The sequence below is a fragment of the Leptospira tipperaryensis genome, from assembly GCF_001729245.1.
Lineage (GTDB): Bacteria > Spirochaetota > Leptospiria > Leptospirales > Leptospiraceae > Leptospira > Leptospira tipperaryensis.
In genome coordinates, this window is the sequence record NZ_CP015217.1 from 1,315,683 (window position 1) to 1,339,239 (window position 23,557).

The following is a 23,557-nucleotide window of genomic DNA, read 5'->3' on the forward strand; positions in this document are numbered from 1 at the left end:
CCTCCGAATCAAAAAATAAGGATTTCAAATCTTGAATTCTATAACCTGAAAATCAAATTTTAAAAAGGAGAGCAAATTCGAAATTGAATTCTAAATTATATTTTTTGAATTTATTCAAAAATAACAAGAATCTCACGCTCGAAAGCCAGGGCTCTCCGGGTTACTTTTCAAAAAAAGAGAATGGACTTGCGATTCACGAAGGAAGAGTTCAGTTTTATTTTTAAGATCGAATTCTTGACCTATCGCTTCGACGTCGGAGGAACTCCAACCTCTCAAACTCCGATTTTTTGGAAAGACGATCTTGGAGCGAAGGGTTTGTCCCAAAACTATGAGAGAAGGAAAAAATCCCGTTTTAAAAAATTCGAATCTTCTGCGTGAGTTCCCACAAATTTCGCCATGTCCGCGTTCGATTGGGATTTTGAATCATTCTCTTTCACCCTGTTGAGGTGTGAGTTCCTACATTTTAATTTTTGAGACAGGTTTTCCTTCCAAAATCGGAAAGAAACACTGGGAAAGAATACAAAGACCTGCATTTTTCTAGCGTTCCCTTCTCGCGAGATGGGCCTTTCGATCTCAAACGTGTGAGTTCCCACAAATTTCGCCATGTCCGTGTTTGATTGGGATCTTGAATCATTCGCTTTCACCCTGTCGAGGTGTGAGTTCCTACATTTCAGGTTTTGGGAAAAGCATTGGAACGGTTTAAAGAAATCAGAATCGGTCGACGACCTAACTGCTCTTCGCCAAAGAGCTCAGATATTTTTAGCAGATTTAACTTTTCCAAAAATAAAGAAGTAAAGCGACGCGTAAACAGCAACTGAAATCCAAAAGATAAAACTTCCCGGAATACTCACCTCTCTGTGAATCCCAAAAAAAATCATCGCGGGTAAATTCGCGGCCGTGAAAGCAATCGACACCAGCCCTTTTTTTTCCGTTCTTACGGCAACGAGTTGATAGAGATGTCTTCTGTGTGCCCTCAGAATATTCTCCTTATCTTTTAGGCGAAGAAGAATCGTTAAAATCCCATCCACAAAAAAAACGGGAAGCAAGAAGAACGCGGAAGTGATCTCAAACGAAGGCCAATTCTTCTCGTTGATAAAAAGAAGCGGTAAAACGGCGATCGCGTAACCGAGAGGAAGCGAACCCGCGTCTCCCATAAACAGATGAGCCTTGGGAAGATTGAAAACGAGAAAACCGAAAACTCCGGCGCAGATCCAGAGATAGATCGGAGGCAAAGAAGAATGAAATAAAAACGGGAACGCAAAGACCGCGAGTAAAAAGTGAGAAGAAAGAAAAGAATCCAATCCATCCATGAAGTTGCATACGTTTACTACGAACAACACATAGACGATCAAAACGCACGTTGAGGCTCCTGGGATTCCGTCCAGTTTCCAACCGAGAAGAGTGAAGTTCACGGGCAAGAGTTGAAAGAAAAAAATCAAGAACGCGACTTCCAACAACAGACGAATTCCAGCGCCGAGGGAAAGTAGGTCGTCCGCGAGTCCGATTACAAAAAAGAAAACGAGGCCCGCGAAAAATAAGAGCACCTTGTCTTCCGCATTCTCAAAACCGCCGAACCAAACCAAGGCGATGGAAAATACCGAAAGAAAAATCCAGATCCCTCCTGACTTCTTGGTCACCCCGATGTGCATACTTCTCTCGTTGGAGACGTCTGCGATTCCAAACGACTCCGACCGGACGTAAATCCAGGAAAGGATTGCGGTGATAAGAAAGAGAAGGACGGAAAGAATTCCCGGATTCCAGAAGTTTGCGATTTGATCCACTGGCATTCCAGATTGGATGAAACCTTCTCTTTCGCAATCAGAAATCGAACCGATTTTGATTGCCAAATCAGGCCAAACTTGGGAACGTCACTATATGTTCCAGGGCGTCTATACAGCGATTATCACACCATTCAAAAACGGAAAAATTGATTACGATAGCTATTTCAAACTTCTGGAAAAACAAATCAAGGCCGGGATCAACGGAGTTGTTCCTTGTGGAACGACCGGAGAATCTCCGACTCTTTCCCACGTAGAACACGCGGAGCTCATCCGTGAAACCGTCAAGGCGGTGAAAAATAGAATCCAGGTCGTGGCCGGAACCGGTTCCAATTCCACTCAAGAAGCGATCGAACTCACCGAAGCGGCTTGTAAGGACGGAGTAGACGGGATTCTTTCCGTAAATCCGTATTACAACAAGCCGACCCAAGAAGGACTCTTTCAACACTTCAAAGCGATCGCGGAACATTCTTCCGTTCCGGTAATGCTTTATAATATTCCCGGAAGAACATCCGTAAACGTTCTCCCGGAAACGGTCCTTCGCTTAAGCGAAGTCAAAAATATCCGTTCGATGAAGGAAGCTACCGGGGATCTCGGTCAGATGTCCAAGCTGATTTCTCTCGTCGGTCACAAGATGACCGTTCTTTCCGGTGATGATAATCTTACACTTCCACTTCTTGCGATCGGCGGAGTCGGGGTTGTCTCCGTGGTTTCCAATTTATTTCCAAAGGCGTTGGTTGAGCTCGTTCAAAACTTTCACGACGGAAATATTGCGGAAGCCAGAAAGATTCATTATGATTTTATAGAAGTATTCTCTCTTGCGTTTATGGAAACCAATCCGATTCCGATCAAGGCGGCGATGAGTTGGTTCGGACATTGTTCTTCCGAGATTCGTCTTCCGATGACTCCTCTTACGCAAAATGAAACGAGCGCAAAATTTCGAAAAGTCCTCGAAGGTCTGAAAGAAAAAGGATACGAGTGATCATGTCCGAGAAAAAGTTTCAGATCGCTCTCATCGGAGGCTCTGGAAGAATGGGGCGCGCCATCATCACGGTTCTCTCCGCTTCTTCCAAGTCGGAATTGTCTTCTTCCGTCGTAAGTTCCGGTTCCGTTTTTTTGGGAATGGATTCCGGTTTGCATTCGGGGATCAAACAGAATGGAGTTTCTTTTACGTCGGATATTTACGCCGCCGTTCAAGGCGCCGATTGTGTCATCGATTTTAGCACACATCAAAATCTGGATTCCACTCTCAAGGCTTGTGTTTCTTTAAAAAAACCCGTGGTCGTCGGAATCACAGGACTTACGGAATTACAAAAGGATTCACTTCGAGTCGCATCCAAAGAAATCGCGATCGTCTATTCTCCGAACATGTCCATCGGCGTGAATCTTCTTTTTAAGTTAACCGAAATCGCGGCCAAGGTGATGGGCGAAATCTCCGACATTGAAATCCAAGACATTCATCATCGTCATAAAAAGGACGCTCCTTCCGGAACCGCCGAAAAATTAAAAAGTATTCTTCTCGAAACGTTAGGCAGAACAGAGAAGAATGTAGTGCACGGAAGACATGGAATTCTCAAAGAAAGGGATCCAAAGGAAATCGGAATTCATACTCTCCGCGCGGGAGAAGTGATCGGAGATCATACGGTTTATTTTTTTACACCCGAAGAAAGAATCGAAATCACTCACAAGGCTCAGGATCGTAAGACCTTCGCGGTCGGATCCGTTCACGCCGCTGAATTTTTAGTCGGTCATAAGCCCGGACTTTACGATATGTTTGCGGTTTTAGGATTGTAGGAAGAAGGGGAAGTTTTGTTTTTTTTCAAGAACATATCTCTTTTTCCTCTCGGTAAAAATCCTTTTATCATCATCCTCGACGTCCTGATCGTCAGCGTTCTCATCTATCAATTTTATACTACGATCCGAAGAACCCGCGGGATTCAACTTCTCCTCGGAGTCGCGCTTATCTGGCTCTTGGGAATTTTTGCGAGTTACTTCGAACTCGAACTCCTCGATTGGATCATAGAAAATATCCGTCCCGCGCTCGTCTTTGCGATCATCGTCTTACTTCAACCCGAACTCAGAAAGATCACCGCCGATCTTTCCAGGATGAAAATCTTTCAGCCCTTTTTGTTAAAGCAGATGACCGATCTGGAAGAAATTACCGAAGCCGTTAAGATTATGGCGAAGAATAAGACCGGTTCCCTCATCGCGATCGTTCGTGAAAACAGTCTGAAAGAAATCATCGATCAGTCCGTACAATTGGACGCGATCATCTCGACCAGTTTGCTCCTTACGATTTTTAAAAAGAATTCGGCGCTTCACGACGGAGCGGTGATCATAGAACAAAACAGAATCGCCTGTGCGGGTGCGTTCTTGCCGATGGCTCAGAATTTGGACGACGCGAGAATGGGCGCGAGACACAGGGCCGCCATCGGGATTTCGGAAGAATCGGATTCTATCGTCATCGTTACTTCGGAGGAGACCGGAGAAATTTCGGTTTGTTACGACGGAGAGATGACTCATCCGGTCAAACCGATAGAACTCAAAAATTTTGTGAATACGATTCTTCAGAAAAGAAATTCGGGCTCGGAAAAACACAGTCTTGCTTCCGACGATAAGACGGGTTAATGACGATGTTGAAAGCGATCTTCAATAACTGGCAGGCAAAACTCGGATCGATTCTTCTCGCGATCTTGTTTTATGTGAATTTACAAAATTCTAAAATACTCGTAAAAGAAATCAATATTCCGATCGAATATCCTAAGTTAGGCGGTTCTCTCGCAGTATCCAAGTCTTCGGACAAAACCTTTCCTGTAAAAGTGGAAGGCGTTCGGGAATACGTGAACTATTATTCTCAATTCTTAAAGGCTCACGTAAGCGCGTCCGATCTCAAACCCGGTGAAAATTCCGTTTCACTGTATCGAATCTCGGGCGCTCCGGCCGGACTTCGCATAACAAAACTCAAAGATAAGGTCAAGGTAATCGTAGAATCGAACTCCGGAAAATTTCTTCCGATCGACGTTAAGTTCACGGGAGACCTTCCGCCTAACTATGTAAAGACGGGGCCGTTTGTTTCTCCTTCGGTGATTCACGTCAGCGGTCCTCCGGGAGTTTTGGAGGATCTTGGAAGAATTTCTTTTCCTCCGATTTCTCTCAAAGACAAAACCGAATCCTTTACGATCAAACACAAACTTCCAGATTTTCCGGCAAGCGTGAAGGTGAGAGAAAACGTAAAGGAAATCACGATCCGAGTAAACATCTTTGCAAGCGCGTCTAACGCGGGCGAAACCCTTCTTCTCGGAATTCCGATCAAATGCCAGAGTTTGGATAAGAATCTGGAGGCTGAATTCTCAGAACCCGAAGTTTCCGTAAAACTCCAGTCGAAAACTCCTCTGAAAAGTATTCAAGTCATCAAGGGACTTTCCGCGAGCGTCGTCTGTTCTCATAAATACGATTCTAAGACCAAAAAAATTCTCCCGGACAATAAGCCCGTCTTTGCGAAGATCAAGTTGACCAAGGCTCCCGCGTTGAAAGCGGTCGATATTCTCGGAGTTTTTCCGGATCGAATTTCGATTCTTTATAAGGTCAAACCCGATAAGGACAAGTCCGGCGGCGAAGAAGGGGACAACGGAGAAGAAGAGAATACGATCGAACCCGATTCCAATCCGGAGCTCCTCGAAGAAGAATGAAAATTTCCGTCGGCAACGATATCGTTGAAAACCAGAGAATCCGAGAGCTTTTGGAAAAACACGGAGATCGTTTTTTAAAACGGGTCTTCTCGGAATCCGAAAGAGAATACTGTAGCAATCGTAAGGATCCGATTCCTCATCTCAGCGGAAGGTTTTGTGTAAAGGAAGCCTTTATCAAAGCGATCGAACCCGGAGATAAGGTGATTCTGGATATGCGTGAAATCGAACTTTTCGGAAAGGAATTCGGAAAAAAAGAATTGGTACTCCACGGAAAATCGAAAGAATTGTTTCTTACCAAAGGTTACAGCGGATGTTCGGTTTCGATCAGTCACGCTGAGAATTATTCCACCGCAGTCGTGGTGCTTTACAGGGAGTAAAAGATGATCTCTGAAACAATGAAACAGACCATTGTATTTTACAACGAAGGTCTGAGCTTATACAAAACCAGAAAGTTTGCAGAAGCCCTTGATAAGTTTAAGAAGGCGGCCGAACTTTCTCCGGAAGACGGTCCTTCTAAAAAATACATCGGCCGTTGCCAGGCATTTATCACAACTCCTCCTCCAGACGACTGGGACGGAGTTTTTGAAATGAAAACTAAATAAGAGAATCCATGTCTAAAAAACCCGTAACCAGAACCGCTCGTCCGATTACAGAATACGGAGCGATTTCCACAGTTCTCGGAAAAGAAACTTCCTTTTCCGGGATTCTAAACTTCCAAAAACCTCTCGAGATTTCGGGTGAGTTTCAAGGCGAGATCGAATCCGAAGGTTTTCTTCTCGTAAGCGAAGGAGCCAAAGTGCGCGCGAACATCAAAGCGGGCACCGTGATCGTCGGCGGCGAGATTACCGGTAACGTAATCGCGACTCAGAAGCTGGAAATGTTGTCTACGGGCAAGGTAAACGGGAATATCAAAACTTCCAAACTTCAAATTGCAGACGGAGTGATCTTTGACGGGAACTGTGAGATGATCCAGCCCAATAAAGATTGACCCACGCTTAAACCAGTAAAAAGTGGTATCTGCTAACCCGAAAAAGCCTACGGACAGGGCTGAGATAGGCAAAATCGCCCTCATTCTGCTCCTTGGATTTTTCGCAGGAGCCGTGACGGGAGTCATTCTCGATCGCCTAACAGGCGTTTCTTTTTTTTCTTCCTACCTGCTCCGAGAAGCAATCAAATTTGAACTCTACGTAATCAAGGTTGAGATACAATTTACCCCTGCTAGTCTGATAGGACTCGTAGCGACGTTGTATTTCATACTAAAAAAGGGGTAAAACATGTCAGTGATTTCAATGAAAAACCTTCTGGAAACCGGAGTACACTTCGGACACCAGACTCGCAAATGGAATCCCAAAATGGCGCCGTATGTATTTACGGCAAGAAACGGGATTCACATCATCGATCTTCAAAAGACCGTTCAAAAAGCAAAAGAAGCTTACGACGCTCTGAAAAAACAAACTTCAGACGGCAAAAAAGTTCTTTTTGTGGGAACGAAGAAACAAGCGAGAGGCGCGATCGAAAGAGAAGCCATCCGCTCTAATATGTTCTTTATCAATAACCGCTGGCCGGGCGGACTCTTAACCAACTGGAACACAGTGAAAAAGAGTATCGCTCGTCTCAAAAAACTCGAAGGAATGGAAGCGGACAACAGCTTCGAGAAAGAAGTAAAAACGAAAAAAGAAATCCTCACTCTGAGAAGAGAGTTGGATAAACTTCGTAAAACTCTTGGTGGAATCAAAGACATGGCTACCATTCCGGAAATCATGTTCGTGATCGATCCTAAGAAAGAGGAAATCGCCGTCAAAGAAGCGAGAAAACTCGGCCTTACGATCTTCGCGGTAGTGGACACCAACTGTGATCCTGAACTAATCGACTTCCCGATTCCAGGTAACGACGACGCGATCCGCGCGATCTCTCTCTTCCTCGAAACTATGGCCAACGCAGTGATCGAAGGAACGGGTGGAGTTGTAGAACAACCTCGATTCAGCGAAGACCTGGATTCCGAAGCTCTGGCTCTGGAATATCAGGGAGAATATGATGAAAGCGGAAAGTTCATCATGGACGAAGATCCTGAATCTAAAAAGTCTAAGGCTGCTGCGGCAGCTGCAGCAGCGGCTGCTTTAGAAGCCGGCACAACGACTCCGGTAGCAACTCCGGAAGAACCTGCAACTACTACGATCGAAGTAGACAAGAACGAGTAAGGAATTCTACGAAATGGCAGTATCTACAGATTTAATCAGAGAACTCAGAGAGAGAACGAGTGCAGGGATGATGGACTGCAAAAAAGCTCTCGAAGAAAACAACGCAGATATCGAAAAAGCGATTACTTGGCTCCGTGAGAAAGGAATCGCGAAGGCGGCTAAAAAAGCCGGAAGAGAAACCAAAGAAGGAAGAGTGGTTTCTTACATTCACGGGAACGGAAAGATCGGAGTTTTGGTTGAACTCAACTCCGAGACTGACTTCGTTTCTAAGAATGAAGACTTCGAAATCCTCGGAAAAGAAATCTGTATGCAGATCGCAGCGATGAACCCTCTTTATTTGAATGAAGAATCCATTCCTGCGGAAGATCTGGAAAAGGAAAAAGGAATCATGAGAGCGCAGCTGGAAGCCGAAGGCAAAAAAGCGGAGCAGATCGAAAAGATTCTTCCTGGAAAGATTAAGAAATATATTTCCGAAGCTTGTCTCGTAAACCAAGCGTTTTTCAAAGACGATTCTAAAACGATAGACGACCTGGTCAAGGAAGCGATCTCAAAATTCGGCGAGAATATTCTGATCGCTCGTTTTGTCCGCTTTCAGGTAGGTGGACTCTAAGTTTTGGCAGCAGAAGCGAAGTATAAAAGAATTCTGATCAAACTCTCCGGAGAGGCACTCGCCGGGGAGGGGGAATTCGGGATTGATACCAATAAGGCCCATTCTCTCGCAGAAGAAATCAAAGAAGTTCACGATCTCGGCGTCGAGATCGCTCTGGTTGTCGGCGGTGGAAACATCATCCGAGGAACCAATCTTGCCAAAGCGGGAATCGACCGAGCTACCGCGGATTATATGGGAATGCTCGCGACCATCCAGAACGCGCTCGCACTTCAAGACGCTTGTGAAAAAAAAGGACTCTATACAAGAGTTCAGTCCGCGATCGAAATCAATTCCATTGCAGAAAGTTATATTCGCCGTCGCGCGGTTCGTCACTTGGAAAAGTCAAGAATCGTAATCTTTGCGGGTGGAACCGGAAATCCTTATTTCACCACGGATACGACCGCGAGTCTTCGCGCTGTGGAAGTAGGCTGCGACGTGATTCTCAAGGCCACAAAAGTGGACGGAGTTTACACCGCGGATCCGAAAAAAGACAACACTGCAAAACGTTATTCTCAAATTTCCTTTATGGAATCGATCAATCGCCGATTGAAGGTGATGGATTCGACCGCTCTCAGTTTGTGTATGGAAAACAATATGTCCATTATCGTTTTCGATATTTTCAAAAGAGGGAATCTAAAAGACCTCGTCGTCGGATCGAACATCGGAACCCTGATCTCTAATTCGGAGGACATAAAAATCGATGGCCAGTGAAGAAATTATCGCAGGTATGAAAACGAAGATGGATAAAACCATAGACCTCGTAAAAAAGGACTTTGGTACCATCCGCACCGGAAGAGCGAACCCTTCTCTTGTGGAAGACATTCGAGTGGATTATTACGGAACTCAAACTCCGATCAATCAGCTCGGAAACATTTCAGTTCCGGAGCCGAGAACTCTCACGATCTCCCCTTACGATAAGGGAATCATGAAGGACATCGAAAAGGCGATTCAGACTTCAGGTCTGGGCTTACAACCTTCGAACGACGGAGTTGTGATTCGTATCATCATTCCCGAGTTGACCGGAGAAAGACGGAAAGAACTTGCAAAAGTTGTAAAGTCTAAGTCCGAAGAAAAAAAAGTCGCGATCCGCAATATCCGAAGAGATGCGATGGAAGATCTGAAAAAACATACCGAAGGCATGTCCCAGGACGAAGTCAAAACAGTTCAGGATCAGATTCAAAAAATCACCGATTCTTATATCGAAAAAATTTCCGCTCTGACCGTAGAGAAGGAAAAGGAAATCACGACGATCTAACGTGGGCTTCCTCAAGTCCAATCTCCCGAAACATATCGCCGTCATCATGGACGGCAACGGTCGCTGGGCCACGGCTCGGGGAAAGTCGAGGTCCGACGGTCATCGAGAAGGCGCTCAAGCGATCGATCGTCTTATGGACGCAAGTCTCGAACTCGGTCTTCAGAATATTTCTCTCTATGCGTTTTCCACTGAGAATTGGAAACGTCCGATCACGGAGATTCGTTCCATCTTCAATCTTCTCATCGAATTTATAGAAACCCGTCTGGATACAATCCACGCGCGAGGAATTCGGATCCATCATTCCGGGAGCAGAAAACGTCTGACTCGAGGGGTTTTGGACAAGATCGACTTCGCGATTGATAAAACAAAAAAGAATAAGAATCTCACAGTTAACTTTTGTTTGAATTACGGATCAAGGGATGAACTTTTAAGAGCTGCTCAAGAGGTTTTTTTAGAAAGAAAACGTTCGAAAGTCTCTTTTGAAAAGCCGTTGAAAGAAAAAGAACTCGAAAAATTTTTATATACGTCCACCCTTCCTCCCGTAGATTTACTGATCAGAACGGCCGGAGAACAAAGACTCTCTAATTTTCTACTTTGGCAGTCCGCCTATGCGGAACTGTATTTTACCGATACTCTCTGGCCCGACTTTGACAAAAATTCTCTGGTGGATTCCTTAAAATGGTATGAAACCAGAACCCGGAAATTCGGAGGACTGGAGAATGGGTGAAACTTCCAAAAGGATCGCGTCTGCCGCGGTATTAGTAGTATTTTATCTTTTTATGATATTCTATGCGGATTTTTATTATCTGCAGTCTTATTTGATTCTTCTTTTGGGCGGTTTTATAGGGATCAAAGAATTCTATAATTTGGCGGATCGAGGCGACGAGGGAAGGCCGTTTCGCGGAACGGGAACATTCTTTATGTTCGTCATTCTTACGTTTTATTATTTCCGTTTTATCGCTTCTCAGAACAAGTTCGATCCTCCTTTATTCTTTCTTCAATACATCAAATATTTTGTGCCTCCGTTTGATCCGGTTCCGGTCGCGTTTCTTCTTTTATTTATCATCATCTTTACTCTTCAGATCACCAGACGCCCGTTAGACGGAGCGATCTTTTCGGTTTCGTCCACGTTTCTCGGCGTGTTTTATACGGCAGTTCCTCTCGGACATCTTCTTCTTCTTTTGGGAATGGGGCAGGGGATCTACTACATCATCCTCGTTTCCGTCATCACGTTCTTGACCGATGCGGGAGCCTATTTCGGGGGAAGATGGTTTGGAAGACATCCGGCGGGCCTCGCGATCTCTCCTAAAAAAACTTGGGAAGGTTACGCGACTGGGATCGTTACCGCGATCGTTTCCGTTTTTATCTTCAACGCGATCTGGGAGAATTCCACCGGAACCCGATCCGCTATTAGCGGTGTGGAAGTGTTTTTGATTTCCGTGATCATTTCTCTCGTGAGCGTGATCGGGGACTTACTCGAGTCCGCGATGAAACGCGACGCGAAGATCAAGGATTCGGGTTCTTTGATTCCAGGGCACGGAGGAGTTTTGGATTTGGCAGACGCTCTTTTGATCACGATTCCGGTGTTATATTATTATCTCCAGATCAAGGGGAATCTTGGTTTCCAAGTCTAATTGGATATGGCAACCTCCGTCTGTCTTCTGGGCGCTTCGGGTTCGGTAGGAGAATCCACTCTCAAGGTTCTACGCACCTTTCCGGAAGAATTTAGACTTCATTCTTTCAGCGTTCATTCCAATCTCCAGAAAGCTCTGGAGATTCAGAAAGAATTTTCTCCTTCGTTTATCTGCGTAAGCTCGGAAAGCGCGGATCGATCCGTTCTTGGAAACAAAATCGGCAAGACTGAAATTCTGTATGGAGAATCCGCTCTCACCGATCTTGTCAAAGATTCTTCCATCGAAATCGTAATCACGGCCATCGTCGGTTCCGTTGGTTTGCGTCCTACGATCGCGGCGATCACATCCGGTAAAAGATTAGGAATCGCTAATAAAGAAACGTTAGTCACATCCGGTCCCCTGATCAATTCCCTGATTCGTAAACACAATACAAAAGTGGTTCCTGTAGATTCGGAACACAACGCACTCTTTCAGCTCCTCGAATCTCTAAAAACCGACGCAGTGGAAAAAATTATTCTTACCGCTTCGGGAGGATCGTTTCGGGATTTGCCCGTTGATCAGTTGCCCTTTGTTACAAAAGAACAGGCGCTTCATCATCCGACCTGGAGCATGGGCCCTAAGATTACGATCGATTCCAACGGGATGATCAACAAGGGACTCGAGGTCATAGAAGCTCATTTTCTTTTCGGATTTCCTTATGAAAAGATCGGGGTCGTCATTCATCCTCAGAGTATCGCCCACGGACTCGTTGAATTGAAAGACGGAGCTTCCTTTGTTTACGCTTCTTATCCCGATATGATCTTTCCGATCGCACATTCTCTCTTTCATCCGGAACCAGTGCCTAAGATTTTACGGTCTCATCCTGCGAAAGATTGGGGAAAACTGGAATTTAGGGAACCGGATCTGAAACGTTATCCAGGTTTGGCCCTCGCGTTCGAAGCCGGAAAGACAGGCGGAACGGCTCCTTCTATTTTTAACGCGGCCAACGAGGCGGCGGTAGAATTGTTTTTAAAAGACGAGATTCGTTTTGTGGATATTCCCCAATACATCTCCGCCGCGTTAGACGAAATTCCAATCACGTATCCTGACACCCTGGAAGGTTACGAAGACGCAGATCGTGTTGCCAGGGAGACCGTCAGAAATCTGAAATCAAGGAAGGCTTTATCCGCATGTTGATCATGGTATTAGGCGCCGTATTTATGTTGGCTATTTCTATTTTTATCCACGAGCTGGGACACCTTCTCTGTGGAATGCTCGTCGGTGTGAAGGCGAGAATCTTTTCGATCGGATATGGAAGAGGAATCTGGAAGAAGAAGATCGGAGAAACCACTTATCAGATCACCGCGATCCCGGTCGGAGGTTACGTTCTTTTTAAAGGCGACGACTACGGCGGAGAAATCAAAGGAGAACCCGGAGAACTATTATCCACTCCGCCTCTCAAAAGAATGATTCCCGTGCTCGGCGGTCCTCTTTTCAATTTGTTTCTCGGTTTTGGTTTATTACTGATTTTGAATTTTCTCGGACACAATCCTCCGGGAAACAGAATCTTTATCGATCCCGCAGATCAGGAATTCTCAGCCGCGTATCAATCCGGACTTAGGACGGGGGACCGGATTCTTAGCATCAATGGAAACAAAACCGAAAAGTTTGAAGACATCGTAACGGGCGTCGGACTTTCTTCGGGAGCTGCGTTGAAACTCGAAGGAGAAAGAGAAGGAAATAAGTTGGAATGGATCGTGACTCCTCGTATCGTCTACAATCCAAAACGAGCTTCCGGAATTCCCACGATCGGAGTCGAACCCTTCGGAGACAGAAGGGTCGTCGCGACATTCAGTTATTCCGAACAATTTCAACACTGGCTTACTTCCAAATTGGATAAAACCCACGAAGCGGAGAACTACTACCAAGAGCGTCTGAAAAAAGCGGTGGAAGGAAGAGACATTCCCGCCGAAGTTCTTTTGGAAAAGGAGAAAGAAGAAAAAGAAAGTCTTCTTCGTTCTCGCGCTTTGACGTATTTAAACGACGGCGACGTGATCCAGACTATCAACGGAAGAACCGTTTCTACCGTAGGCGAACTCCAGAAAATTCTGGGAGAATATCAGAATCAAACCGTAAAGATCGTAGTCGATCGTAAGACCTATCCGTTGGTCAATCCTTGGTCCACCGAAATTGCAAACGTGGACGTTCCCGTGCTCGGAGCAAACATATTAGAATTTAAGAATCTAAGAGATAAAAAATTTCCTGAACTCGGACTCGAATCGTATCAATTCGCGAGTTATGATCCCGAGCTCGGACAAAAACTTCTCAACTTGGCCGTGGATGGAAAAACCTTTCCGAGTTTTGAAGAACTTCTCGCATACGTTAAAGGTAAAAATGGAGAATCCGTAACCGTTGACATGGGAAATCTGAGACTCGAAGCCGAGCCGAAGGTGAGACCGATCGGACTTCTCGGATTCAGACCGAACATGAAATTCAATCCGGAACCGATGGCGAGAGAACTCGGATTTTTAGAATCCTTTGTCGTCGCGGGAACTGACGTCTATGAGAATGTGGAAACCACTCTCAAAGGAATCGGTATGTTGTTTTCCGGAATTCTTTCCGTTAAGGACAGTCTTTCCGGCCCCGTTGGAATCGTATCTTACGCCGGAATCAGTTTGGAAATCGGTTGGCAGACTTACTTGGAGTTTGTTGCGAGGATCTCGATCGCTCTGATGATAATGAATTTACTTCCCATTCCGATGGCTGACGGTGGACATATCGTATTGTACGCGTATGAAGCGATCACCGGAAGACCTCTTCCGGGTAAAGTGATCGAGTCGATTTTTAGAATTGGATTTTTATTCTTACTCGGACTCGGACTCTACGTCACCTTCAACGATGTAACGCGATTTTTCTAAAACGCATGAAAGCATCGAAATATATTTTACCCACAGAAAAAGAAAATCCTGCGGACGCGGTTGTCGCGTCCCACCGACTGATGATCCGCGCCGGCCTGGTTCGTAAATCCTCAGCCGGTCTTTACTTCTATCTCCCGCTTGGTGTGAGAATTCTTCAAAAGATCAAACAGATCGTAAGAGAAGAAATGAACTCAACCGGGGCCCTGGAATTCGATCTTCCCATTCTAACTCCTTCTGAACTCTGGGAACAGAGCGGAAGATGGAACGCGATGGGAAAAGAAATGTTTCGAATCCAAGATCGACACGATCTCAAATACGCGCTCGGACCCACTCACGAAGAATCTTTTAGTTATCTCGTAAAGCCGCTTTTGAAATCTTATAAGGATCTTCCGATCAACGTCTATCAGATCCAGACTAAGTTTCGGGATGAGATTCGTCCTCGATTCGGAGTGATTCGTTCGAGAGAGTTTATTATGAAAGATGCATATTCTTTTCATATTGACGACGCTTCTCTGGACGAAACCTATCAGGCTATGAGAGTCGCTTATAGAAAGATGTTTGATCGTTGCGGTCTAAAAACCATTCCCGTTCTTGCGGATTCCGGAAGTATGGGCGGTTCGACTTCCGAAGAATTTATGGTAGTATCTCCGATCGGAGAAGAAACCCTGCTTCTTTGCGCTCAATGCGATTATAGTTCGAACAGCGAAAAAACTCCTCTTGTATTAGAAAAAGAGAATATTCCTTCTGCGCTTCCCGGAAAAAAAGAAGTTTCGACTCCGGGCAAAAAGACCATCGAAGAAGTGAGTCAGTTTCTCGGAATTTCCGCGAAGGAAACGATCAAAGCAGTAGCTTTGAAATCGGAGAAGAAAAAAATTCTCGTGTATCTCCGCGGCGATCTGGAACTCAATCTTCACAAACTACATTCTCTTTTGAGAATTGCGGATACGGAACCGATGAGCGATTTGGAAATCGGAGAACTCGGACTCGTTCCCGGTTTTATTCAGCCGATCGCGCCGAATGAAAAAGTAAAGGTTTTATACGATCGTTCCCTGCAGAAAAATCTTCCTTATGTCGTCGGCGGAGGAAAGGACGATCTTCACATTCAAGGTTTTATCTTGGAAAAGGAAATCTCCAATCTTCCCGAATTTGCGGATGTCGCATTAGCAAGAGAAGGGGATCTTTGTCCGAATTGTAATTCTCCCTTAAAAGCTGAAAAAGGAATCGAGGTTGGACATATCTTCAAACTCGGCGACAAATATACAAAGGCCTTCGGGATTCAAGTCCTGGATCAAAGCGGGAAGGCGAGAACTCTTACGATGGGCTGTTACGGAATCGGGGTCAACAGAACTCTCGCGACCGTGATCGAACAATGCAACGACGATAAGGGGATTTTTTGGCCGATCAGCATCGCTCCTTTCGAAGTGACTCTTGTAAGCATTACGAAAGGTGAAGAACAATACGCTAAAGCAGAAGAATTTTATAATGTTCTAAAGAATGAAGGTGTCGAAGTTTTCTGGGACGACCGCGATCTTGGTCCCGGATTTAAACTAAAAGATTCCGAACTGATCGGATTTCCGATTCGAATTACGATCGGGAAAAAATTCTTCGAAAACGGAGAGCTTTCGATCTACAATCGCAAAAAAGATCAGGAAGAATCCTTTGTATTCACGGATTTCGAGGATTTTACGAGCCGAGTGGAATCGCTTCGTCAAGAACTCTTCGCAGAGTTGGAGTAGATATGGGTAAAGAATCAAAACATTCCGAGAAGGAAGGATACTTTGGAGAATTCGGAGGACGTTATTCTCCCGAAATTCTTCACGACGCTCTCGTGGAACTCGAAGCCACGTATAAGAAGTTGAAGAAAAACAAACACTTCAAGAAAGAACTCGAATACTATCGTAAAAATTATATAGGAAGACCTTCTCCGCTGACTTATGCGGAACGTCTGACAAAGGCATGGGGTGGCGCGAGAATCTGGCTCAAGAGAGAAGATCTCAATCATACCGGAGCGCATAAGATCAACAATACGATCGGTCAGGTTCTGATCGCAAAAGCGATGGGAAAAACAAGAATCATCGCCGAAACCGGAGCGGGTCAGCACGGAGTTGCGACCGCGACCGTGGGAGCGATGTTCCAGTTGGAAACCGTCGTTTACATGGGCGACGAGGATTTGCGTCGCCAAGAACTCAACGCGATTCGGATGAGAATGATGGGCGCGAAGGTCGTCGGAGTCTCCGCGGGAACCGCCACTCTCAAAGACGCAACGAGCGAAGCGATGAGGGACTGGGCATTAAATGTTTCTAATACACATTATATCGTGGGTTCTTCCATCGGACCACATCCGTTTCCGACGATCGTAAGAGACTTTCAATCCGTGATCGGAATCGAATCCAGAAAACAATTCAAAAAAGAAAATGGAAAACTTCCGAATGCGGTCGTTGCCTGCGTCGGAGGCGGTTCCAACGCGATCGGGATGTTTTCTGGTTTTATCAAAGATAAAAAAGTAAAACTCTACGGTGTCGAGGCCGGAGGTTATTCTTCTACACCTGGTTCTCACTCTGCAACTATGGCGTTTGGAAGAACCGGATTCTTACACGGAACCAAAACTCTCGTGATTCAGGACGAATTTGGTCAGATCGTTCCGGCTCATTCCGTTTCCGCCGGTCTTGATTATCCAGGCGTTGGTCCGGAGCACGCGCACTTGCACAAGAGCGGAAGAGTGACATACGCGAACGTAAACGACGAAGGTGCGTTAGACGCCTTTTTAGAAGTTTGCCGCATCGAAGGAATCATTCCCGCACTAGAGACAGCTCACGCGTTTCAATACGCAAAAAGTCTCGCAAAAGAGATGGGAAAGAAAGAGGACATTCTAATTTGTTTGTCCGGAAGAGGGGACAAGGACGTAGCCGAAGTGGCGAGACTGAGAAAAGGAGAATTTTCTTGAGCACGATATCTGCCGTATTCTCGGATGAGAAAAGTGTTTTTATCCCCTACATCTCGTTAGGCGATCCCGATTACGATTCTTCAGTGGTTTGGGCGGATGCGCTCATAAGAGGTGGAGCCGGTATCTTAGAATTGGGGATTCCGTTTACCGATCCCGTCGCGGATGGTCCCGTGATTCAGAAGGCTTTTAAAAGAGCCTTAGCTCATCCGTTTTCGATGAAGAAAATTTTGGAAGTGACCGCCGCAATTCATAAGTTGCACCCGGAAACTCCTCTGGTTTATCTGACCTATTTTAATCCTCTGTATTCTATGGGTTTGGAAGTTTTCACGGAGATGGCTAAGAATTCAGGGATTCAAGGTTTGATCATTCCTGATCTTCCATACGATACCCCGGAAGCGGAAGAATTCTTTACTCAACTCGAAAAGAGAAAGATCGATTTTATTCACCTTGTGACTCCAGCCACTACGGAAGAGAGAATTCGTTCCATGAAGTCGCTTGCTTCCGGTTTTATCTACTACGTGACTTCTTACGGTGTTACCGGAGAAAGAAGAGCTCTCTCAGAAGGTTTGGAAGAAAGAATCAAGTTTGTAAAGAAAGTGGTCTCTCTTCCTGTTTGCGCCGGTTTTGGAATTTCCACTTCGGATCAGTCCAAGGAAATCTCGAGATACGCCGACGGTGTAATCATCGGTTCTGCCGTTCAGAGGATCATTGAAGAAAACGGGAGTAACAGGGAAGGTTGTGTGGAAAAGTTATTTTCCTATGCTTCTGAGATTCGTTCTTCTATGAGATGATGAGGACTCCAGCTTCCATTTTTTGGAGCGTTCATTTTGTTGGCGGTGGAGAGGGAAGAAGGCTTTTTTTAGGACGGGTGGGCCCGTGATTTACGGATTTGACTGTGGACCTCTCTTTTTATGAAGATTAACTTTCTAGTAATAGAAAGAATGGTTGGAACTCCATTCGATTTTATTTCACGGTTAACTTTTGGATCACAATCCAATTCTAACAAAATAGAAAAAAGAAGACAACGCGAAATACCCAAACCCCACGCAAGAATCCCTAACTTTACCCAGTCCTCCTCAAAAGGACGAAAATTCATTTTCTTCAGATTCAGATTTTCCTCCTGGTATTTCGCATAAACCAATCTCTTCCCTAAAAACCTTTTCCGAATCAAAACCTCGTCAAATCGTAACAAAAGAACGCTCAAAGACGACCTCAAAAACCTCGCCTTCACCCCCTTTCTCCTCACAAAATACTCCGGAATCAAAAGGGAGCAAAGATGCCCCTTTCTTCGAATCTCGCAAGATGCAACTCCCGACCACAAAGCAGAAACCCTCATACAAAGGACGGTTCCGCGGGAAAAACCTTCGGAGACAAAAACCGTCAAAAAATTGACAAAACCGAAACGGAGAACCGAAAAGAAACCCAAAAAACGAAACAAAAATCAAAAACAACCCCGAAGAGGGAACCAACGAAACCGGAAAATATTGACGAATCCCAGACCGATAGGATACTGATCCCCGATCTCTTCCCGGAGGAAGCTATGAGCGAAGCCAAATTTAAAATCACTCCCTTACAGATTGTCTTTATCATTTTAGGAATCTTAGGAATCCTTCTCATCAGCTTTACTGCATTTTTCCCGAACTTTTCCCAGAATACGGAATTTCTCTTGGGCGGGTTCGCGGCACTCATTCTCGCAGCCTATCCGATCTACAAATTCATAGCCGAGAACACGCCGGACAAACAGAGATCCGGAAGTATCTGGCTCGCGGTGGTAGTCTCCTTAGTCATGTTTTTTCTCTATCAAATCTTCACGCCACTCTCGGAGTTGGAAGAATCTTCCGTTTCTTGGAGATTCACACTCTTAAGAGCGGGAGTGAACAAGAGTGAGAAAGAATCCGAAGAGGGAACGATCGAATACACGCGTTACAATCCGCCACCTGGAGCGAGACAGGATATTCAGATCATCGGGATCACAACTACATCTCTCGAGAAACTGCAAGGAAGATGGCCGCTTCCTTGGAAGTATTACGCAAACATAGTGGACATTTTTAAGAATACTTCGAATCAGCTCATGTTCGATATTTTCTTCGTGGATTATAAGCCGGGACAAACGGAAGAGATGGCGGAAGCGTTGGCCAAAAATCCGCAGGTCATGTTTGACTACCCGATGGAAACGAGTTTAGAATCCAAGAGTTCGATTCTCAATTTGGAGAATCGAATCGACGTTTTGAGAAAATTCAAACTGGAGAATGTGGAAGATCCGGGTGACCTTGGAAGATCTTGGTTGAAATTTCCACAACCTCCGATCGAGCCCGTCGCTGAAAAAGCATCTGGATTAGGGTTTGCGAATATTAAAAAAGATGAAAGTGGACTCAACAGAAGGATGCCTCTGGTCGCGAAACTATTAAACGCGGGCCCTTTGAGAGAGACTGAATACTATCCTTCGATCGACTTGATGATCGCTTGTAATTATCTCGGAGTCGACGTAAAAAGAGACGTGGAAGTCGTGATGGGAAAGTATGTGAAGATCAAGAACATACCTCAGAAGACGCTCACGAGTTTCAATCGAAAGTCCTTAAAGATGGAAACCAAGGACATTATGAATCGTCCGAACGACAAGAGGGAGATCAAGATTCCGATCGACGAGGACGGACAGATGCAGATCAACTTTCCGGGCGGACTCTATTCTTTCCGAGCGCATGAGATTTTTGAGGCAGCGACAGAATGGAATGAAGAAACGGCTTCTCAGTTTCAAAACACGATCTTTCTCGTAGCGATGTATTATGCGACCGGAGCGGGAGCCGCGAAAGATACGCACTTATCACCTTTCGGAGACATGTCTGGGATCGAACACCACGCCGCGGCGATCAATACCATACTCAATCAAGACTTTCTCTTTGAATTACCGCTTTGGGGAGAATTTTTAATTCTAATCATCGTCGGGATCTTGGCGGGGATTATTCAACCACGACTTAAGACGTGGCTCGCGTTTATCTTTTTCTTAGCGACGGCGTTTCTTTATTCCGTAGTAACTTTGGTAAACTTTTCGGAATTCAATTTAGTACATCTCTATCCATCCGTGATCTTGGAGCAGTTGTTTATTTTCATCGGGCTTATCGGATTTAGAATCTTAACGGAAGAAGAGAACGTAAAATACATCCGAAGCACGTTCTCGAAATTCGTATCGAAAGACGTCGTGGACGAACTTCTTAAAAATCCGGAGAACCTCAACTTAGGAGGATCGAAACGAGACATTACGATCTTCTTCTCGGATATTCGCGGATTTACGACGATGTCCGAAAAAATGGGACCGGAAGAACTCGTTCAATTCTTGAACCAATATCTCTCTGAGATGACCGAGATCATCATTGAATTCAAGGGAACGATTGATAAATACATGGGGGATGCGATCATGGCATTTTGGGGGGCGCCCGTGCCTCTGGAAGACCACGCTTACTACGGATGTGCGGCGGGACTGGCTCAGATGAGAAGACTCGCGACACTCAAGGAAGAATGGAAGGCCCGGGATCTACCCCAAATGGATATAGGAATCGGACTCAATTCGGGACCTGCAGTCGTCGGAAACATGGGGAGTTCCCACAGGATGGATTACACCTGTATGGGAGACACCATCAACCTTGGATCCAGATTGGAAGGAACCAACAAGGAATACGGAACCCATATCATTATCTCTGAGTACACCTACGAAAAGGTAAAGGACAGGATCATCGCAAGAGAACTGGACTTGATTAAAGTAAAGGGAAAGACTCAGCCGGTTCGGATCTATGAACTTCTGGATTTGGTGAACGAGGAAGACCTAAAACTATTAAGAAAACCTTTGCAGGCGAGCTGAGAATTTTATAAAATTAGAATAGAAAGTTTTCATGCAACAGGAACCATCTCTGCTGGATAGGATCAACTATCCGGCCGATCTCAGAAGCGTTCCACTGGAAAAACTTCCGGTGGTTTGCGAAGAGGTTCGGAATTATATCATCGACACTCTTTCTGGAGTGGGCGGGCATTTCGCAAGCAATCTGGGAGTCGTAGAACTCACGGTAGCTCTTCACTATGTGTTTGATACGCCTAAGGATCGATTGGTCTGGGACGTAGGACATCAAACTTATCCTCATAAAATCTTAACCGGAAGAAAGGACCGACTCAATACGGTTCGCAAATTCAACGGACTTTCCGGATTCCCAAAACGGGAAGAATCTCCATACGATCTCTACAATACGGGACACGCCGGAACTTCGATTTCTCAGGCCCTCGGTGAAGCCGCAGCCAGAGATTTGACTGGAGGAGATTACAACGTAGTTGCGATCATAGGAGACGCGTCGATCGCGACTGGAATGGCGTTAGAGGCGATGAATCACGCAGGACATTTGAAAAAAGACATGATCGTGATTCTAAACGATAACTACATGTCGATCTCCAAAAACGTCGGGTCCATCTCCAACTATCTCAACAACATCATCACATCTCATTTTTACAACCACTGGAAGAGAATCTTTTATACATTCTTAAAATGGCTTCCGATCATAGGACCGGCGACGGAGCGATTTTTTAAAAAGGTAGAAAAAGGATTCAAGGACGTTTTAACACCGGGCGGACTTTTCGAAGATTTAGGATTTGGATACATAGGCCCGGAAGACGGACACGACGTGATCCGACTTGTAAGGATGCTCGAGAAGGTAAAGAAGATGAAGGGTCCGATTCTTCTTCACTTGATCACACAAAAAGGAAAAGGATACGACCCCGCAGAAAGGGATCCGATCAAGTATCACGGTGTTACCCCGTTTCGAAAAGAAGACGGCGCGATGGAAAGCGGAGATTCTTCCAAAATCGCTTATAGCAAGATAGTAGGAAAGATGCTCACGATTCTCACCGATCAAAATCCGAAGATAGCGGCGGTTACACCCGCGATGATCGAGGGAAGCGGGCTCAAAGAATACGCGGAAAAATATCCGGAACATCTTTTCGACGTGGGAATCGCGGAGCAACATTCGGTCGCATTCGCGGGAGCGATGACAAACGGAAATGTGATTCCGTATATGTGTATTTATTCAACGTTTTTGACCCGAGGAATGGATCAACTCGTGGAAGACGTCTCACTGATGAATCTTCCGGTTCGTTTTGTGATCGATCGTGCGGGATGTGTGGGCCCGGACGGAGAAACTCATCAAGGTTTATTTGATCTGAGCTATCTTCTGGGATTACCTCACATGGACGTCTTTGTTCCTTCGAACGGACAAGATCTGATCGATTCCTTGAGGCTAATGGAACACTACGATCAGGAACCGATCGCGATTCGATTTCCAAAAGCGAGTGTGGATATCAAAAGTTTGGATTTTTACAAAAAACCGGAATTGGTTCCCGGGACGTTCCGAGTTCTCAAGAAAGGAAGCGATGTCGCATTATTATCGATCGGTTCCATGTTGGACGAAGCAAAAAAAGCGGCAGAAATATTAGAATCCTCCGGATTGAGTGTGACTTTGATCGATCTCGTCTGGTTGAGACCGCTCGGCGCGGAAGCCTTGAACGAAGAACTATCGAATGTGAGACATTTTGCAATCTTAGACGAGAGTTATGTCGACGCGGGAGCTTCCGGATATCTTCTCAATCGGATTGCACCGGAACAATTGTCGAAATACATCAAAACATTCGGATTTCCGCCGGAACCGATTCATCACGGAGAGAGAAAGGAAATCTTCCAGGCATACAAATTGGATGGCCCATCGATCGCGGAAACCGTCGCCGAGGCTTTGAAAAAAAACTTAATCAAGCCTTAGTGGTTCCAAACCGAAAATCAAAGTAAAAACGGGTTATGGAATTGGAAAACTTTACTCCCTCTGATTTTCTGGAAGCGGCAAAATATTTTTACAAAACGGGCGACTCTGACAGAGCCGAATACCTGTTCAAACTTACACTGGAAGAAGAGGACCACCACGAGGCATATTTCTTTTTGGGTCTTATGGAGAATCAAAAAGGCAATCACGAGAGAAGTCTGCTTCATTTCTACAAATCCGTCGAAGTCAATCAGAACTACGGAAACCCATGCAACGAAATCGGAATTATACTCTTAAGAGCGGGAAAAGAAACCGAAGCAGTGTATTGGTTGAAAAAATCTCTACGTTGTGATCTTAACGACGCGCCGCACATTTCCCTCTACAATTTGGCAACACTTTATAAAATCTGGAATCGTCCGGAACGCTCTCTGCAATACTTGCACCGAGCGATACAAATCAAACCCGACTTCGAAGAAGCAAGAAAACTCAAAGAAGAATTGGGATCAGCAATATAAACTTCTTTTGGGCGTGCCTCTGCTTCGCAGAGTCGCGCTCTCGCTTCAATCTGCAAAGCGCCATCGAGAGTTTCTATTAAAATCGAAATCCAATTTTCGAGATGGCGCATTGCAGTATTTACGCTTCGATCGCTCACGCATCGAAGAAAGAAGACTCGCATCTTCAAAAAAACAATCCCAGAAAGCGATTTATCTCTTTGTCATTCCCCATT

Annotated in this window: 25 protein-coding genes; 23 read left to right on the plus strand and 2 right to left on the minus strand. The window is 45.3% G+C overall.

Annotated elements, in window-relative coordinates:
* Nucleotides 1-83 precede the first annotated feature (83 nt).
* The gene (locus A0128_RS22030; protein ID WP_156781782.1) at nt 84-224 is read left to right on the plus strand and encodes a hypothetical protein; all 141 of its coding nucleotides are present in this window, start codon (nt 84-86) and stop codon (nt 222-224) included.
* Nucleotides 225-749: 525 nt separating this feature from the next.
* On the opposite strand, the gene A0128_RS06310 is transcribed toward A0128_RS22030, so the two are convergent.
* On the minus strand, nt 750-1,781 hold the full coding sequence (locus tag A0128_RS06310) for an MraY family glycosyltransferase (protein ID WP_069609160.1): 1,032 nt from the start codon (nt 1,779-1,781) through the stop codon (nt 750-752).
* Between the two features lie 94 nt (nt 1,782-1,875).
* Here A0128_RS06310 and dapA point away from each other — a divergent pair, with 94 nt between their 5' ends.
* From dapA to trpA, 19 genes are read left to right on the plus strand one after another with little or no spacing between them, the layout of a single operon-like run.
* Nucleotides 1,876-2,760, plus strand: coding sequence for a 4-hydroxy-tetrahydrodipicolinate synthase (gene dapA / locus A0128_RS06315; protein WP_069609159.1), 885 nt, complete (start codon nt 1,876-1,878; stop codon nt 2,758-2,760).
* Between the two features lie 2 nt (nt 2,761-2,762).
* Nucleotides 2,763-3,572 (plus strand): 4-hydroxy-tetrahydrodipicolinate reductase, encoded by an 810-nt coding sequence (gene dapB, locus A0128_RS06320; RefSeq protein ID WP_069606732.1) that lies wholly within the window; start codon nt 2,763-2,765, stop codon nt 3,570-3,572.
* A 15-nt stretch (nt 3,573-3,587) separates the two neighbouring features.
* On the plus strand, nt 3,588-4,406 hold the full coding sequence (cdaA, locus tag A0128_RS06325) for a diadenylate cyclase CdaA (RefSeq protein WP_069606733.1): 819 nt from the start codon (nt 3,588-3,590) through the stop codon (nt 4,404-4,406).
* 8 nt (nt 4,407-4,414) lie between these two features.
* Nucleotides 4,415-5,467, plus strand: a complete 1,053-nt coding sequence (locus tag A0128_RS06330; RefSeq protein WP_156781904.1) for a CdaR family protein — start codon at nt 4,415-4,417, stop codon at nt 5,465-5,467.
* Nucleotides 5,464-5,844, plus strand: coding sequence for a holo-ACP synthase (gene acpS / locus A0128_RS06335; RefSeq protein ID WP_069606734.1), 381 nt, complete (start codon nt 5,464-5,466; stop codon nt 5,842-5,844). Before A0128_RS06330 ends, acpS begins: the two co-directional genes overlap by 4 nt.
* 3 nt (nt 5,845-5,847) lie before the next feature.
* A complete protein-coding gene (locus A0128_RS06340; protein ID WP_069606735.1) occupies nt 5,848-6,069 on the plus strand; it encodes a tetratricopeptide repeat protein in 222 nt (73 codons plus the stop codon).
* An 8-nt stretch (nt 6,070-6,077) separates the two neighbouring features.
* Nucleotides 6,078-6,455: a bactofilin family protein gene (locus tag A0128_RS06345; protein WP_069606736.1), complete on the plus strand. Its 378-nt coding sequence runs from the start codon at nt 6,078-6,080 to the stop codon at nt 6,453-6,455.
* Between the two features lie 22 nt (nt 6,456-6,477).
* Entirely contained in the window at nt 6,478-6,738 is a 261-nt protein-coding gene (locus A0128_RS06350) for a hypothetical protein (protein ID WP_069606737.1), read from the plus strand.
* A gap of 3 nt (nt 6,739-6,741) precedes the next feature.
* Complete coding sequence (gene rpsB, locus A0128_RS06355; protein WP_069606738.1) at nt 6,742-7,665, plus strand: 30S ribosomal protein S2; 924 nt, start codon at nt 6,742-6,744, stop codon at nt 7,663-7,665.
* Nucleotides 7,666-7,678: 13 nt separating this feature from the next.
* Nucleotides 7,679-8,275, plus strand: a complete 597-nt coding sequence (gene tsf, locus A0128_RS06360; protein ID WP_069606739.1) for a translation elongation factor Ts — start codon at nt 7,679-7,681, stop codon at nt 8,273-8,275.
* A 3-nt stretch (nt 8,276-8,278) separates the two neighbouring features.
* Nucleotides 8,279-9,025, plus strand: a complete 747-nt coding sequence (gene pyrH / locus A0128_RS06365) for a UMP kinase (protein WP_069606740.1) — start codon at nt 8,279-8,281, stop codon at nt 9,023-9,025.
* The gene (gene frr / locus A0128_RS06370) at nt 9,015-9,569 is read left to right on the plus strand and encodes a ribosome recycling factor (protein WP_069606741.1); all 555 of its coding nucleotides are present in this window, start codon (nt 9,015-9,017) and stop codon (nt 9,567-9,569) included. Before pyrH ends, frr begins: the two co-directional genes overlap by 11 nt.
* 46 nt (nt 9,570-9,615) lie before the next feature.
* A complete protein-coding gene (locus A0128_RS06375; RefSeq protein ID WP_069609162.1) occupies nt 9,616-10,296 on the plus strand; it encodes an isoprenyl transferase in 681 nt (226 codons plus the stop codon).
* Nucleotides 10,289-11,203 (plus strand): phosphatidate cytidylyltransferase, encoded by a 915-nt coding sequence (locus A0128_RS06380; protein WP_069606742.1) that lies wholly within the window; start codon nt 10,289-10,291, stop codon nt 11,201-11,203. Before A0128_RS06375 ends, A0128_RS06380 begins: the two co-directional genes overlap by 8 nt.
* Nucleotides 11,204-11,209: 6 nt before the next feature.
* The gene (dxr, locus tag A0128_RS06385) at nt 11,210-12,379 is read left to right on the plus strand and encodes a 1-deoxy-D-xylulose-5-phosphate reductoisomerase (protein WP_069609163.1); all 1,170 of its coding nucleotides are present in this window, start codon (nt 11,210-11,212) and stop codon (nt 12,377-12,379) included.
* On the plus strand, nt 12,373-14,100 hold the full coding sequence (locus tag A0128_RS06390; protein ID WP_069606743.1) for a site-2 protease family protein: 1,728 nt from the start codon (nt 12,373-12,375) through the stop codon (nt 14,098-14,100). The genes dxr and A0128_RS06390 overlap by 7 nt, the downstream gene beginning before the upstream one ends.
* A gap of 5 nt (nt 14,101-14,105) precedes the next feature.
* Entirely contained in the window at nt 14,106-15,836 is a 1,731-nt protein-coding gene (locus A0128_RS06395) for a proline--tRNA ligase (RefSeq protein ID WP_069606744.1), read from the plus strand.
* A gap of 2 nt (nt 15,837-15,838) precedes the next feature.
* Nucleotides 15,839-17,044, plus strand: coding sequence for a tryptophan synthase subunit beta (gene trpB, locus A0128_RS06400; RefSeq protein WP_069606745.1), 1,206 nt, complete (start codon nt 15,839-15,841; stop codon nt 17,042-17,044).
* On the plus strand, nt 17,041-17,835 hold the full coding sequence (gene trpA, locus A0128_RS06405) for a tryptophan synthase subunit alpha (protein WP_069606746.1): 795 nt from the start codon (nt 17,041-17,043) through the stop codon (nt 17,833-17,835). The genes trpB and trpA overlap by 4 nt, the downstream gene beginning before the upstream one ends.
* Before the next feature lie 68 nt (nt 17,836-17,903).
* Here trpA and A0128_RS06410 read toward each other — a convergent pair whose 3' ends face one another.
* Nucleotides 17,904-18,380: a DUF1564 family protein gene (locus A0128_RS06410; protein WP_069609164.1), complete on the minus strand. Its 477-nt coding sequence runs from the start codon at nt 18,378-18,380 to the stop codon at nt 17,904-17,906.
* Nucleotides 18,381-18,584: 204 nt separating this feature from the next.
* Between A0128_RS06410 and A0128_RS06415 the strand changes: the two genes are divergently transcribed.
* The 3 genes from A0128_RS06415 to A0128_RS06425 are packed head-to-tail and all read left to right on the plus strand — an operon-like array spanning nt 18,585 to nt 23,345.
* Nucleotides 18,585-20,897, plus strand: a complete 2,313-nt coding sequence (locus A0128_RS06415) for an adenylate/guanylate cyclase domain-containing protein (RefSeq protein WP_069606747.1) — start codon at nt 18,585-18,587, stop codon at nt 20,895-20,897.
* A gap of 31 nt (nt 20,898-20,928) precedes the next feature.
* Nucleotides 20,929-22,833, plus strand: coding sequence for a 1-deoxy-D-xylulose-5-phosphate synthase (gene dxs / locus A0128_RS06420; RefSeq protein ID WP_069606748.1), 1,905 nt, complete (start codon nt 20,929-20,931; stop codon nt 22,831-22,833).
* A 35-nt stretch (nt 22,834-22,868) separates the two neighbouring features.
* The gene (locus A0128_RS06425; RefSeq protein WP_069606749.1) at nt 22,869-23,345 is read left to right on the plus strand and encodes a tetratricopeptide repeat protein; all 477 of its coding nucleotides are present in this window, start codon (nt 22,869-22,871) and stop codon (nt 23,343-23,345) included.
* Nucleotides 23,346-23,557: the final 212 nt, after the last annotated feature.

What these genes read in the sequence shown, in the direction of transcription:
- dapA (WP_069609159.1), top strand. Translation starts at nt 1,876, where the DNA reads ATGTTCCAGGGCGTCTATACAGCGATTATCACACCATTCAAAAACGGA.
- dapB (WP_069606732.1), top strand. Translation starts at nt 2,763, where the DNA reads ATGTCCGAGAAAAAGTTTCAGATCGCTCTCATCGGAGGCTCTGGAAGA.
- acpS (WP_069606734.1), top strand. Translation starts at nt 5,464, where the DNA reads ATGAAAATTTCCGTCGGCAACGATATCGTTGAAAACCAGAGAATCCGA.
- A0128_RS06340 (WP_069606735.1), top strand. Translation starts at nt 5,848, where the DNA reads ATGATCTCTGAAACAATGAAACAGACCATTGTATTTTACAACGAAGGT.
- A0128_RS06345 (WP_069606736.1), top strand. Translation starts at nt 6,078, where the DNA reads ATGTCTAAAAAACCCGTAACCAGAACCGCTCGTCCGATTACAGAATAC.
- rpsB (WP_069606738.1), top strand. Translation starts at nt 6,742, where the DNA reads ATGTCAGTGATTTCAATGAAAAACCTTCTGGAAACCGGAGTACACTTC.
- tsf (WP_069606739.1), top strand. Translation starts at nt 7,679, where the DNA reads ATGGCAGTATCTACAGATTTAATCAGAGAACTCAGAGAGAGAACGAGT.
- frr (WP_069606741.1), top strand. Translation starts at nt 9,015, where the DNA reads ATGGCCAGTGAAGAAATTATCGCAGGTATGAAAACGAAGATGGATAAA.
- A0128_RS06375 (WP_069609162.1), top strand. Translation starts at nt 9,616, where the DNA reads ATGGACGGCAACGGTCGCTGGGCCACGGCTCGGGGAAAGTCGAGGTCC.
- A0128_RS06380 (WP_069606742.1), top strand. Translation starts at nt 10,289, where the DNA reads ATGGGTGAAACTTCCAAAAGGATCGCGTCTGCCGCGGTATTAGTAGTA.
- dxr (WP_069609163.1), top strand. Translation starts at nt 11,210, where the DNA reads ATGGCAACCTCCGTCTGTCTTCTGGGCGCTTCGGGTTCGGTAGGAGAA.
- A0128_RS06390 (WP_069606743.1), top strand. Translation starts at nt 12,373, where the DNA reads ATGTTGATCATGGTATTAGGCGCCGTATTTATGTTGGCTATTTCTATT.
- A0128_RS06395 (WP_069606744.1), top strand. Translation starts at nt 14,106, where the DNA reads ATGAAAGCATCGAAATATATTTTACCCACAGAAAAAGAAAATCCTGCG.
- trpB (WP_069606745.1), top strand. Translation starts at nt 15,839, where the DNA reads ATGGGTAAAGAATCAAAACATTCCGAGAAGGAAGGATACTTTGGAGAA.
- A0128_RS06410 (WP_069609164.1), bottom strand. Translation starts at nt 18,380, where the DNA reads ATGAGGGTTTCTGCTTTGTGGTCGGGAGTTGCATCTTGCGAGATTCGA.
- A0128_RS06415 (WP_069606747.1), top strand. Translation starts at nt 18,585, where the DNA reads ATGAGCGAAGCCAAATTTAAAATCACTCCCTTACAGATTGTCTTTATC.
- dxs (WP_069606748.1), top strand. Translation starts at nt 20,929, where the DNA reads ATGCAACAGGAACCATCTCTGCTGGATAGGATCAACTATCCGGCCGAT.
- A0128_RS06425 (WP_069606749.1), top strand. Translation starts at nt 22,869, where the DNA reads ATGGAATTGGAAAACTTTACTCCCTCTGATTTTCTGGAAGCGGCAAAA.